Annotated in this window: 11 protein-coding genes; 6 read left to right on the forward strand and 5 right to left on the reverse strand. The window is 43.7% G+C overall.

Annotation, left to right across the window (positions count from 1 at the left end; all coding sequences use genetic code 11):
• Nucleotides 1-9 precede the first annotated feature (9 nt).
• From EKM89_RS07890 to EKM89_RS07900, 3 genes are all read right to left on the reverse strand, one after another.
• Nucleotides 10-492 carry a flavodoxin gene (locus EKM89_RS07890; RefSeq protein ID WP_125687376.1) on the reverse strand — a complete coding sequence of 161 codons (483 nt, stop codon included), beginning with the start codon at nucleotides 490-492 and terminating at the stop codon, nucleotides 10-12.
• A gap of 225 nt (nucleotides 493-717) precedes the next feature.
• Nucleotides 718-1,791: a mannonate dehydratase gene (uxuA, locus tag EKM89_RS07895; RefSeq protein WP_125687378.1), complete on the reverse strand. Its 1,074-nt coding sequence runs from the start codon at nucleotides 1,789-1,791 to the stop codon at nucleotides 718-720.
• Between the two features lie 4 nt (nucleotides 1,792-1,795).
• Nucleotides 1,796-3,412 (reverse strand): mannitol dehydrogenase family protein, encoded by a 1,617-nt coding sequence (locus EKM89_RS07900; protein WP_125687380.1) that lies wholly within the window; start codon nucleotides 3,410-3,412, stop codon nucleotides 1,796-1,798.
• A 169-nt stretch (nucleotides 3,413-3,581) separates the two neighbouring features.
• Here EKM89_RS07900 and EKM89_RS07905 point away from each other — a divergent pair, with 169 nt between their 5' ends.
• The 6 genes from EKM89_RS07905 to EKM89_RS07930 all read left to right on the forward strand — a co-directional run bounded on the left by EKM89_RS07905 (nucleotide 3,582) and on the right by EKM89_RS07930 (nucleotide 9,579).
• A complete protein-coding gene (locus tag EKM89_RS07905) occupies nucleotides 3,582-4,247 on the forward strand; it encodes a GntR family transcriptional regulator (protein WP_125687382.1) in 666 nt (221 codons plus the stop codon).
• 247 nt (nucleotides 4,248-4,494) lie between these two features.
• Entirely contained in the window at nucleotides 4,495-6,060 is a 1,566-nt protein-coding gene (locus EKM89_RS07910) for an MFS transporter (protein ID WP_125687384.1), read from the forward strand.
• Nucleotides 6,061-6,067: 7 nt separating this feature from the next.
• Nucleotides 6,068-6,433, forward strand: coding sequence for a hypothetical protein (locus EKM89_RS07915; protein WP_125687386.1), 366 nt, complete (start codon nucleotides 6,068-6,070; stop codon nucleotides 6,431-6,433).
• A gap of 6 nt (nucleotides 6,434-6,439) precedes the next feature.
• Nucleotides 6,440-7,855, forward strand: a complete 1,416-nt coding sequence (gene uxaC / locus EKM89_RS07920; RefSeq protein ID WP_125687388.1) for a glucuronate isomerase — start codon at nucleotides 6,440-6,442, stop codon at nucleotides 7,853-7,855.
• Between the two features lie 94 nt (nucleotides 7,856-7,949).
• Complete coding sequence (locus tag EKM89_RS07925; RefSeq protein WP_125687390.1) at nucleotides 7,950-8,906, forward strand: sugar kinase; 957 nt, start codon at nucleotides 7,950-7,952, stop codon at nucleotides 8,904-8,906.
• Nucleotides 8,907-8,925: 19 nt separating this feature from the next.
• Nucleotides 8,926-9,579: a bifunctional 2-keto-4-hydroxyglutarate aldolase/2-keto-3-deoxy-6-phosphogluconate aldolase gene (locus tag EKM89_RS07930; RefSeq protein WP_125687392.1), complete on the forward strand. Its 654-nt coding sequence runs from the start codon at nucleotides 8,926-8,928 to the stop codon at nucleotides 9,577-9,579.
• Nucleotides 9,580-9,968: 389 nt separating this feature from the next.
• Here EKM89_RS07930 and EKM89_RS07935 read toward each other — a convergent pair whose 3' ends face one another.
• Together EKM89_RS07935 and EKM89_RS07940 are read right to left on the reverse strand one after the other, a co-directional pair.
• Nucleotides 9,969-11,870: a UvrD-helicase domain-containing protein gene (locus tag EKM89_RS07935; RefSeq protein WP_125687394.1), complete on the reverse strand. Its 1,902-nt coding sequence runs from the start codon at nucleotides 11,868-11,870 to the stop codon at nucleotides 9,969-9,971.
• Entirely contained in the window at nucleotides 11,860-13,725 is a 1,866-nt protein-coding gene (locus EKM89_RS07940) for an ATP-dependent nuclease (RefSeq protein ID WP_164510546.1), read from the reverse strand. Before EKM89_RS07940 ends, EKM89_RS07935 begins: the two co-directional genes overlap by 11 nt.
• Nucleotides 13,726-13,943: the final 218 nt, after the last annotated feature.

Here is a 13,943-nt window from a genome sequence, read left to right on the forward strand (position 1 = left end):
ACGAGCAAATTACCGTTGCCCCTGTTTTAACCAAGCTTCGACTTCGTGGCCATTAATCGCGTGCGTAAATCGTCGCCCGGGTTGCCAGTGAATACCCGGATAAGCGCAACGCAGACGGTCGTTAGCAACGGCAATCGGGGTGGAACTGGAGGTACAGAATTGCCAGACGGTTTTACCACGTAACAGATTCGTTTCCAGTAAGGTGTTGACCACATGAGGCACCTGACTCCACCAGATGGGTGCACCGAGATAGACGGTATCAGCCTGTTCAAGTAACCGCTGATTGGGCAATTGGATAGCGGGCCGAACGGTATCATCTGCCGATTCGAGCGAGACGCGACTAGTCGGATTGTGCCAGTCGAGGTCGTCGGACGTGTACGGTTGCTGTGGCTCGAGGGGCACTAATTGCGCCCCAGTCACCCGCGAGATCTTTTGCGCAACAACAGCGGTGTGCCCGGTACAAGAAAAGTATAAGACGATTTGTTTTGGCATAAACGGGATAACTCCTTTCGGTAACGATTGCTTGCTAGTTATGTTAGTTATACACCTTGAACGTTACTAGAAGCCAAAAAGAGCACATTTCATCAGCGAAATGTGCTCTTAAATATTTAATTAAAGGCGTTCCAGCCCCTATCTGCCGGTAAGCTAGTTTTAGGCTCACCATCGCTGTTCCAGCAGTCGTGAATGGTGTGTTTTAGCCCTCTCAATCTTCAGAGATTACTTATTTTTCTCCAAAGCTTCCCAGAGCCCATTGAGATAGGTGATTCCCAATGCCCGATCGTACAAACCATAACCAGGCACACCGTCTTCACCCCAGATATTGCGTCCATGGTCTGGCCGAATATAACCGTCAAAGTTCGTATCGTGCAATGCCTTCATGATCTCATACATATCCAGACTACCGCATTCGCTTAGGTGAGCCGATTCATGGAAGTCACCGTTATCATTCATAAACTTAATGTTGCGGGCATGAATGAATGGTGCGCGATCCTTGCCAACAAATTCGCGGATAATAGCTGGCACATCGTTATCTGGATTTTCGCCTAAGGAACCGGTACAAATCGTAAAACCGTTGTACTTAGATTCATGCATCGCTTCAATCGCCCGCATATCTTCGGCATTCTTGTAGATCCGTGGCAACCCAAACAAAGGGCGCGGTGGATCGTCCGGGTGCATCGCCATCCGAACGTCGCATTCCTCACAGGTTGGAATGATGGCATCGAGGAAATACTTCATGTTTTCTCGGAGCTTAGCTTCGTCAACACCCTTATAAGCGTTGAAAAGTCCTTCAATTGTCGCCAAACGTTCTGGTTCCCAACCAGGTAAAACGTAACCATTAGCACCATTACGGGTAGAGTCAATGATTTCTTGTGGATCATCGGCAAGCTTTTCAGCTTCAAATGCCATATCATTAGAACCATCTGCTAAAACATAGTGCAGATCCGTCCGTAACCAATCAAATATCGGCATAAAGTTATAACAAATAACTTTGATCCCATATTCTGCTAAGTTACGAATCGTCTGCTTATAATTTTCGATGTATTCATCACGACTTGGTTTCCCAATCTTGATGTCATCGTGAATATTAACAGATTCGATAACTTCCAGCTTCAAGCCGGCAGCTTCAACTTCTTGCTTAAGTTTGGCAATTTTTTCCTTTGGCCATACTTCGCCAACTGGTACGTCGAATAACGCGCCGACAACCTGAGTGGTTCCAGGAATCTGACGAATATTTTGTAAGGTAATCGGGTCGTCATCCGGCCCATACCAGCGGAATCCCATATTTTTCATAAGCCTATGCTCCTAACTCTTCATGTAATGTTTTCGCAACCGCGCCTGGACCGGCGATCATTGCGGTAAAGTATGCCTCGATCTTAGGCGTTAACCCAGCAGCTTCAAGATCAGTTGGGAAGATTTGCTTGTTCGTCAAGATTGGCTTCAACACAGCGTGTGCATCAATGCTATCTCCCAAACTAATATCCGCAACGTAGGGTTGTAACTCTTCTAACAGGGGATCAAAGCTAGGCGTAAAGGCCGTGCCATCGTCTTTGATTGCCATCAGGAAGCGACACCAACCAGCAATGATCAATGGAATTGCCTTAAGGTCGCTCGTGCTTTTACCCTCATCTAGGTAATGCTTCAAGGTCACCCCGTACCGAATTGGAATCTTCTGTGAGCTGTCACTAGCAATCCGTTGTGGCGTATCTGGAATATTTTTATTTGGCAGTCGTTTGTTGATCACTTCATCGATAAAGCTCTTTGGATCGATGATCTTTGGATCCTTGACAACTGGTAAGTCCTCGTTGTAGCCGACTTGCTTCACCAGAGCAACTAAGTCTGGATTCGTCATTTCTTCAGCAATGCTGTTGTACCCCAGGACAGAACCAAAGATGGCCAGACCGGTGTGCAGCGGATTCAGGCACGCGGTCACCTTCATCTGATCGGCATCATTAACCGTGTCCCGGTCGGTAAGAATCACACCAGCTTTATCTAAAGCTGGCCGACCATTTGGAAAACTGTCTTCAATGACCAGATAATTTGTCACCTCAGTGTTCCCAAACGGCGCGATGTTCGTATGTTTAGCGGTATGAATGATTTCGGTATCTTCAAAACCACTATCTTTGAGAATCTTAGCAACAGATTCTGCTGGATTCGGCGTGATCCGGTCAATCATGCTCCAAGGGAAACTTACCTGCTTAGGATTCTTAAGGTAATCGACAAATCCTGCTGGCACGGTCCCATTGGCCTGCCACCCCGCTGCAATCGTCAGAATGGCTTCTTCAAACCGTTTACCATTTTCCGAGAAGTTATCGGTCGACACCATTGCGATAGGCAGTTTACCGGCGTTGAAACGTGCGAGCAGCAGACGGGCAATGGCTCCCATGTTCGTGCTGGCATCATCAGGATCACCGGCAATATCAGCTTGCGCAGCCTTCGTTAACTCACCGTTGACGTCACGTAAGGCATAGCCCTTTTCCGTAATCGACATGGTAACAAATTGCAGGCTCTGCTTCTCGAAAACTTTCTTAAGCTGTGACCAGCCATCGGCATTGGCTTTGTTATAGTAGACAGCATCCGCAACGCTGGCAATCAAAGTCTTATCATAATTGCCAGCCTCATCCATCACGACCTGTAAAGCGCGGTCATTGTATGGCTTGTAAGCTTGTTCAATGACACCGTCATCATAAGTTTCTGCGACAATGACTCCGGCTTTTAAATCACCAGTATTCAGTAAATCTTGTGCGACCTTGGCATGGAAGCAACGGAACAAGTTACCGCCGCCAAAGTGTACCCATACTGGCGCTTCTTGAGCAGCCTGTTTCGCTTTAGCTTGGTCAAATTTAGGTACCGTAATACCGGCCTTAGTAAAAGCCGCAGCATTTTTGAGATAATCATCAGTTAAGCGCACCATGATGAGATGCTCCTTTCAAATTTTAACGATTTTATTTTATACTAATATATCAGTTCACGTTAAAACCTTAACATGTGTTGAAACCGATTACAAGCTTAAATTCTTTTTTTGTTTAAAACTGATAAAATTGGTATACTTTAGTTGAAAAAATATGTAGGGGGAGTGCCAGATGGTCGAAATAACAAATTTTCAAGATGAGGCATACGTTGCCATTCGTAATAAAATTCTACGTCTAGAACTCCAACCAGGTGACCGCATCAATAAGAAAACTTTGCAAGACGAGCTATCTATTGGAGCAACCCCCATGCGCGAAGCATTTTTACGTTTGAGTCGTGAGGGACTCCTACTAGTACGTCCGCAAAGCGGGACTTACGTGGCCAAGATCAGCGTTGACGAGGTTTATCAAGCACGTTTTGTTCGCGAGAGCATTGAAAAGCTAGTCGTTGCTGAGACAATTACGCGTATTACACCGTCTGATCTTGACGAGCTTCACCGGTTGATCCAGCTACAAGAACTCTATCTTCATTCTAAAGACTACAATCATTTCTTCAATCTTGATGAAGAATTTCACCAAGCCTTCTATAAGATCGACCACAAAGAGTTTGTCTGGAATTGGCTACAGGTCGTCAACCTGCAATTCAACCGTTTCCGCTATCTACGCTTGGAAGTTGCGGACCTCGATTGGCAACAAATATTCGATGACCACCGTGCCATCGTTGCTGCCGTTGCCGATAAGGTCCCCAGTCGCGCAGAGACCTGCGTTAGTCGTCACCTACACATGGTTGACGATGATATTAAGGTGGCTTTGAAGATTCACCCAGACTTCTTTGAATAAGGACGGTTCTAAGTTGATTGCCACAAAATTTCAAATTCTTTAGTCCCTTCCTAAAGACGCTGTTTCGTACTGAAACAGCGCCTTTTTCATTTTATTTTTGTATCTTTGCATGAATATTCACAAAAAATATGTTGACATTTGTCTAAAAGCAGATAGAATGAAAGCGTATTCAAATATACTAATATTTCAGTTTGCAATTCACATAATTTTTTTATACTTATTGGTAGCTTGAAAGGATGAATTAGATATGAAACATACTCGCTGGGTCTACACACCAAAAGAGATCAACGTCAAACGCGGAGTCGCGTATGGCTTGACCGATCTTATGGGTGGCGGCTGGAACAACATTGTTTCGGGGGTCATCTTCGCTTACCTAACCCTCTCCGTTGGCCTAAATCCCGCTATGGCTGGTGCCATCACAGGTATTGCCCGTGTTTTCGATGCTATTTTTTGTTTAATTTTTGGGACAATCACCGATGGCTTTTACAAGACGAACCTTGGTAAGAAGTATGGTCGCCGACACTTTTGGATGTTCATTGGGTTGATTGGCTTCGCCATTTCCTTCTTAGCCTTCTGGGTACCGGCCACTTCGATCTTTGGACCCGGACATGATTTCATCTACTACTTAGTTGTCTATACTTTGACTGAACTCTTTGTTGGAATGATCCTGATTCCTTGGGAAACATTACCAACCGAAATGACCACCGATTACACCAAGCGGACCGTGCTTTCTGGTTCCCGGATGTTTATCTCCGCTACTGGAACTTCACTTGTTTTCTTCATCTTGGCAATTCTACAATCCTTACCTAGTGCAGAAGCCAAGAAGAATGCCTACCTCTTTGCCGGTATTCTTTGGACCGTCCTGTTCGTGGTTGCCATCTACATCTCCTATCGTAGTACCTGGGAACGTCCTTTGACCAAAGAGTTCATCGCAGAACTTGATGCCCGACCAAAATTAACTGTTGGTCAATACATCAAAGAAACGCTGCATGACTATGGTCAGACTTTCCGTAACCTGGCATTCAGCAAGCATTTGACCATTTATATTTTCTCATTCACAGGAAAAGATTTCTACGCAACACTGTTACCAACGTTTATCGTTGTCTGCATGGGAATGGCATCAAACATTCCTTGGGTGCTTAATGCATTTGCCGTGTTTGGAATCCTATCAACCTTAGCCGCTGCTAAATTGATGATTACGCATGGACCACGCTTCCTATACAGCTTGTCCTACATTGGTATTATTATTGCGTTAATTGCCTATGGTATCGTTTACTTCATGCACGTCAAGAACCCATTAACCATCTTAATCATTATCACGATTCTTTACCAATTATCTCGTGGGATCTTGGAATTTACACCATGGAACGTTTTCCCATTCATTCCCGATGTTGACCGTATCATGACTCGTGGTGACAAGGCCGGTACCTATGCGGCTGTCATGACCTTCTTCCGTAAATCAACCGGTGCCTTAGCCACTTGGATTGCCGGAATTTTGTTGGAAGAACTCGGTTACGTCTCCACTGCAGCCACGCAAGCACCTGGAACTACCGATAAAATCGCCCTACTCTTTGTGATTGCGCCACTCGTCTTAATCGTTATTGCCTTAGTTGTTTCATGGACATTCAAGTTGAACCGGCAAACTCACGCCGTATTACAAGGCGAAATTAATCGTTTGGAAGACGGTGGTGACAAGCGTGACGTTACCCCTGAAGCCAAGCAAGTTGCTGAAGAATTGACTGGACATCCATACGACGAACTCTGGCCAGACGAAACGTATGAAGAAGTGCAGGCTGAAAAATCTAAGGAGTGATAGTAAGATGGCAACAACAGTTATTGTCTACAATCAACCAGAACAGCAGTTTTTGAATCAAACATTTGACGGAAATACTCCCGCCAAAGTCGACCTCAGTAGCATTGGTCTTAGTAACGATGCTGAAATCGGAAAATTAGTGCAAGCAGATACCTTTGCTCTAGTCTTTGATGGCACCACTTGGATCAATCAAACCTACATGCAATGGGAGGACTTACGGATCAATGAGGCCTTGCAGGCCGTTAAAGTCGACTACAGCGAGAAGACGCAAGGCATCTTGACCCGTTTTGTGGCTAGCATGGACATCAAGTATCAAGGCAAGATGTCTTGGGTAGAATTGTTGAATAAACTAGGAAAAGAAATCGAGGAGTGATTAATCATGACTTTATTGAATGACGATTTTTTATTAACAACTGGTACTGCGAAGAAATTGTTCCACGAATACGCGCAAAACGAACCCATCATTGACTACCATTGCCATTTGGAACCAAAAGAAATTTACGAAAACAAGAACTACGCCAACATCTCTCAGATTTGGATCAACGAAGGCTTGTACGGTGACCATTACAAGTGGCGTTTGGAACGTGACCATGGCGTGCCTGAAGAATTGATCACTGGTGACGGCGATGATTACGACAAGTTCGTTGCTTGGGCCCAAACCATCAACGACTCATTGGGCTCTCCACTATACGAATGGACCCACCTGGAATTACGTCGTTTCTTCGGCATCAACAAGCGCCTTGACCCAAGCACTGCCAAAGAAATCTGGGATGAAGCCAACCGGCAATTAGCTACCCCTTCCTTCACTCCCCGGGCATTGATCGCACGTTCCAATGTCCAAGTGGTCGTCACAACTGACGCACCAGAATCCGACTTAAAGTACCATGAACTGCTTGCTAAGGAACATCTTGCCTTCAAAGTATTACCTGGGATGCGGCCTGACGATGCCTTCAACATCACTGCCGACGCCTATGCCGATTACTTAAAGCGTCTCGGCTCAGCCGCTGGTCTCACCATCAACAGTTTCAAATCACTCGCCGATGCCATGGCGCAGCGTGTTCAATTCTTCTCTGACCACGGTGGTAAGATCGCCGACCTGGGCTTGAATTCCTACTACTACGCCGACGCATCAGCTGATGAACTTGACGCTATCTTTGCCAAGGGTATCGCTAACGAAGCCTTGTCTGCCGATGAGCTTAATAAGTTTACGACTGCCTTGGTTGAAACGATGATGAAACTGGCTCAAGAACATGACTGGGTCCTGCAATACCACGTCAACGTTGCCCGTTCACAAAACAAGCCGATGTTTGACAAGATTGGCGCTAACACGGGGTTTGATTCCGTTGGTACCCAAGCTGACCTCACTGAACAGGTTCGTCGTCTCTTCTATGACGCACAAACCAAAGGTATTCTGCCAAAGACCATCTTCTATTCTCTGAACCCGAACGACTGGATGGCAATTGCCACCTTGCTGGGCAACTTCCAAGAAGGCCCCGTGCAGAAGATGCACCTCGGTGCCGGCTGGTGGTACAACGATACCCGTGATGGTATGGAAGACCAGATGAAGCTCTATGCGAATACAGGGATGTTCCCGAACTTCTTAGGCATGTTAACCGATAGTCGTTCCTTCCTGTCCTACCCACGCCATGAATACTTCCGTCGGGTGATGTGTGACGTGATTGGCCAATGGGTCGCTCGCGGCCAAGCCCCTGACGACCTCGAGTATCTTGGCAAGATCGTTAAGCGTATCAGTTACGAAAACGCTCGCGATTACTTCGGCTTCTTCAACGATTAAGCCCACAAAAAATGAAGGGAACGCAATAAACCTGCATTCTCTTCATTTTTATTTAACATCAATTCTAAAACCAGAAAGAAATGAGGGATAACACATGGCCGAATTTTTAACGATTGGTGAGCCAATGGCCGTCCTCGCATCTTCCAATCCAGACAAATCATTGGTTGATGCGACAGATTTCGAAAAGTTTGTCGCCGGTGCTGAACTTAACGTCGCGATTGGGGTCTCCCGCCTCGGACATCGCGCAGAATACATTTCAGCGGTTGGCCAAGACCCATTTGGAAAGTTCATTCAAAAATCTTTAGCGGAAGCCGCCATCGGCAATGACTATGTCAGCGAAGATGCTCAACATTGGACCGGATTTTATCTAAAGGAACGGGTTACTCATGGTGACCCAGCTACGTTCTATTTTAGGAAAAATTCAGCGGCTGCTAATTTTGACAGTCATGTTTTGGATCAGATCGACTTCAGTGACGTTAAAATTGCCCATTTATCGGGGATCTTTGCGGCTCTATCTGAAAATGACCTAAGCGTGCTAAGGCAACTAAACCAGTATCTGAGAGACGCTGGCAAGTTTATTACCTTTGATCCTAATTTAAGACCCGTGCTTTGGGACTCTCAAGCCAAGATGATCAAGGTTACCAATGAGTTGGCCAAAAACGCCGACTTAGTCATGCCTGGAATCAACGAAGGCAAGGTGTTGCTGGGGTCAGACGATCCCGAGACAATTGCCAACTTCTATCTCGATCAAAGTGACTATACCAAAACCGTCATCGTTAAATTAGGGCCTAAAGGTGCCTATATCAAGCAAAGGAATGGCGACACCCAGACAATTCCCGGATTTTATGTCGAGACTGTTGTGGATACGGTCGGTGCCGGTGATGGCTTTGCCGTTGGCTTGATAACCGGATTATTGGATGGCCTGCCACTCGATAAGGCTGCTCGCCGTGGCTGCGCAATCGGTGCCCTGGCCGTCATGAGTCCTGGCGACAACGATGGTTACCCGACACCAGACGAACTCACGACATTCATGCAGGTTCAACAACACTAAAAAAAGAAGGTCAACTTATATGAAAAGAGCAGAATTACTACAGAACATGATTGACACCGGTGTCATTGCGGTTGTCAGAGCTGAAACACCCGAAAAAGCCGTCAAAGTTGCGGATGCCGTTATCGCCGGTGGGGTTACGGGAATCGAGTTAACCTACAGTGTTCCCCACGCTGATACTGTCATCTCCGAACTCGTCCAAAAATACCAGGACACTGCCGTCGTTGTTGGTGCAGGCACTGTCTTAGACGCCACTTCCGCCCGACTAGCCATTATCGCCGGTGCGCAATTCGTTGTTGCCCCCACCTTCGACAAGGAAGTCGCACTGATGTGTAACCTCTATCAGGTTCCTTACGTGCCTGGTACCTTCTCCATTACCGAAGCCCAGACCGCTCTGAAGTACGGTTCTGAAGTCGTTAAGCTGTTCCCAGGTGCGATGGCCGGGACCGTGGCCATCAAGGAATACCATGGCCCATTTCCTTACCTAAACGTGATGCCATCCGGTGGCGTTAACGTTCAAAACATGAGTGACTGGTTCGCAGCCGGTGCCGTTGTTGTCGGTGCTGGTGGCGGGTTGACCGCCCCGGCGGCTGACGATGACTTCGCTGGTGTTACGCGTAATGCTAAGGAATATATGACGGAGTTCAACCGTATTAAGGATGCGCAAACCGTTTAAATTCGTCCTGTGAGGCGCGTCAGTCGGTTACTTTCACTTCATTGTTCACTCTGGTAACTGACTACGTTGAATTCTAAATAAAAAGAGATGACCTCCTCGTTTTTTTGAGGGGGTCATCTCTTTGTCGTGCCTTAAGCTACCAAAGTATTTCGCTGCCTACCACGCGATTTTTGGGTTGCTCATACACCTGGCGAATCAGCATATTGAATTGATCTTGGTCTGGAGTCATTAGTACTTCCACGATGTAAGACGGTCAGTTATTGGGTGCCTACTCTTTAGTATCGTAGTCCCCTATCTAAGAAATTCAAAAAAAATCAGCCTAATCGCCTAAACAGCTCTATCATTTCACGCAATTTAAGTTGAATCAAAAAAACTGACGCCAACCAATTTTACGCATAAACAATATTCCACCCATTTGCTCTCAACAAGCATTGATCCGTTTTAGATACCTCAAACTCGGGTAACGCAATACAAACCATCCCCTCAGCCCTCGTTAAAGCGACGTAATTCAATGCCATTCGCTCAGTTTGAGGCGCTGTACTTTTCACCGCTTTTCCTTCCAATAAAGGTAACACTTTTTTTACATCGTGAGTTCGGAAATATGTTTCTAGTAGTAACGTTGCCAAATGTGTCTGTCCCTTAACACTATGAATACTACCTAATTTAATTTCAACATGCCTTTCTCCCGAAGTATACACAAACGCATTACCCTCATTACGATTTTTAGATGAACGATTCTGAATATCCAATGTATTTCGATCATTAAAATTCTTCCACATAAAAAATTCTTCGTTAGTGAGAAAGTCTTCCATATCTCCAAGGACTAATTTAATGTCTAACATCGCAGTTACCCATGTTTCTTCGGACAACTCTACCACAAATAAAAGCCGTCTAATTGTCTTTCTAAGTGTCATTAACTTCTCAGGCCTAAGAGTCTTTGAGAACACACTAAAAGGATTTTCGTACACCCCATATTCTTGAGGTTCATTGGATTGATCATTCAAAAAATCAACTAGACCCAAAATGATTATTTTCACCGCTGGTTTACTCTCACTACCTGGCCTCCATAACGATCGTGCACGCTCAACATAGTCACAGAAGTATTCATATTTCACTCGCCGATTGCCATCTCTATTAGGATCATAACTTGGAAAATATGCTTCAATATTAGCAGGAAAGTGTCTCTGTGCTTCTTCCATATCCTTTATCTTACGAACCCGACCAATAGCAAAACAACTGTGACCTTCTCCCCCGTGGAGCTGTTTATCAGAAAACTCATTCAAAATTAGTTCTCCAAAAGTCGGGAGTACTCTCGCAACAGTATCCTTTTGAAATATTATTATTGTTGCTAGGACATTCTTAAACTCTGTATTAACACCATTCATAATTTCACCAGATATAGCCAAAGGGTTAGCAATACTAGCCACTTTGTCAGTCAATCGTCGACTATCTATAATCTGAAAGTGTGGCTGACGCGGAATGATTACTTTGGCAGAACCAGAACTACTCTCATAAATTCTTTGATTTGAGTCCCCAAGTGCTTGAATATCAGAGCATGCGAAAGATTTTTCTACCAAGTTCCATAGTGTCGACGCAGTATCCTGAGCCTCATCAATAAATAACAAAGGAAAACGTTTTGAGATATTTTTAGAAATTTCAGAGCGCTTTTCTATAGCATAATTTGAAAAATAAAGCACCTCATCATAAGTCATATTTCCTTGTCTAATCGAACAATTAACAATTTTCCTAATTATTTTACCAGTCCGAGTAGTATTTGAAAAACTAAAATCTTTATCTAAAGAATACTCTAGTACTACATCACGGCGAGACTCAACCGCTCTGTTTTTTCCAATCATTTTTCTTCGCATCGCCAAGGTAATATCAGAGTCTATATTATGAATTCGAATATTTTTAGATCTAAACCATGGTTTAACAACAAAATCACTAAAAAATGTGTGGAAGGTCCCAACAAAGTGAGGATAATTCAATAATCTTTCTCCGTAAACTGTCCCCCCAAGTCTGTGCTGAATCTCCTCTCGTGCAGCATTTGTAAAAGAAAGCACACAAATTCCATCCGTTGTACTCTTCCACTTTTTGGCTAGAATACCCAACTTAGCAATTAGTAAAGTTGTTTTCCCAGTTCCTGGAAAGGCTTGAACATCTTTAAAATCAGCTGGTGGTAGATTCTTAATAATTTTTCGACAAATAGCATCAAAGTGTATTTGATTACCCATTACTGCCTCAATTTTATCAATGTCAATATCCGTAATTTCAATGTCATCATTCTGCATCAATAGCACCACCTGTTACATATTTAATCGCCTCAACCAAATAAGTTGGGACAAAGTCTTGATATGACTGAGCATCATCGTCAATTAATTTTGTCAACTCGTCAGCTAAATAATTTGCAAACTCGGCCTTATGTTTTTTTACATGCTTGTAAAATAATGTGGCTCGATATTCTGAATTCTCGGACTCATCAAATTCTTTCTCCCATTGATTCAACGTATTCAATTTGACTCCACTAGCCATATACAAAGCTTGAATTAGAGCTCGCTTAAATTTTTCATTATTCCAGCCTGATAAAACTAAGTCATACTCAAGAGTCCAGTTATTTGCCACAAATGCTCTAACATCATTCTCGTTTATGCTTTCCACGCGTCTCCTCAATATTTCTTGTAGACTTATATCGCTTTCAAACTCACTCTCTATATGCCACTGACGAGAATCACTACTTAAATCCTGCCCTAAGATATTAGGCGCTACATTTGGCTCTATGTCCCGATCAGTGACACATGCTATTGGAACGCCCATTCTTGTGCCATCACATCGCTTAAAAATATTTGCAAAATGTATTAACCCCCTACTCATAACATTTACAATGGACACCCCATAATCAGAAAAGCTAAGTCCTAATAATCTTGCTATCGTCGGGAGAAGTAATTCTTCACCACTACCTTCAACTATTAATACTCCATTTGCAAAAAACAGATTAGACTTCGTTACATCAAGAAATCTCTCCAAATAGCCATAGTCATCTGGACTGAGTTTCGTACTACTGGCATCCATTGGATAAAACTTGCCAGATTTGACAATAACCAAATCCTCCAAATGCACAACTGAAGCAAGCATTGGTGAATGGGACGTTACAATTATCTGATGTGCAGAACTGTTTGCAGAAGATTCGAGTGATCGAATTAATTTCATCTGTCGCTGTGGATGAATGTGAGCTTCCGGTTCCTCAATAATAGTAAATTGACTCGCATTTCTTTCCTGTTTCTGCAATAAGAGTTCACATGCCATGCTCATAATATTACTGGTACCTAATCCGGGAATTCCATATACATCCTTTTGGGCATGATCAACATTTAATCCAATTTTTTCCAATAAGGATATAATTTTCTGACTTTCAGAAACCGACGTATCTGCTACTTCTAACTTTGTTTGAATATTCTCACCATTCAGTAACATAGTCCGAGTCAAAATATCATTCATCTGTGTATTTGCCGACACCAACGGTTGAAAATTTTCCAAAAGATAGTTCGTTAAATCAAAGATACCAGTAAGTGATAAGTTTGAAACATCATTTCCCGTGGAGTATTCAGAATCACCTTGATCTAGATTCGGTACTTGCTTAACGACCTGAGATAATCGAGAACCTCTACCTGCCTGCATATCCATATATGCATCTCGCAACGGCTTCAAATATGTAACTCTGAATAGTTCTCGAGCCTCTGCAACAAATGCTGGTCCATCGCCAATTCGCCCTGATGTAACTTCAACAATAGGACGAGCTGGTGTAAATTTTAGATTAAAATGACATGTCCAATTTAAATAGACCACCGTCTCATCTTTCTCATAGGTAAGATATTCCAAAAGTAATGAGCTCTCATCTTCGGTTAAACTATCAAAACATATCTGTATATGAATCTCTTTACTGAGATCTTTTTCAAAAACATCCGACGGCAATACGCGATTCCAACGCATATCGGTAGTCCCCATTGCATAGCGTAGTGCATCAACAATAGTTGATTTACCAGCATCATTTTCTCCAACAAGTACTGTCAATCCATGACGAAGATTTAAAGAGGATTCGTCTGGACCAAATTGTCTAAAGTTTTTTATCTTAATTTTTTTAATTTGCAAGTTGGTATCTCCTGTCATTCCGTTTTCGTTCCTAGACCAATAAACTGTCCGTTTTACTTGTATTTAACACGATATATCATTACTTTATAGTTTTTATTATCATGCTTTGCAGATTACGTTGCAAGATGCTAAAAACCATTAGTAAGCACCCAATAACTGACCGTATTGAAATTTAGACCAAAAAAGAAGAATGGCGTCCTCGGGTTTTGAGGGCGCCA

Source organism: Levilactobacillus fujinensis (assembly GCF_003946335.1).
Classification (GTDB): domain Bacteria; phylum Bacillota; class Bacilli; order Lactobacillales; family Lactobacillaceae; genus Levilactobacillus; species Levilactobacillus fujinensis.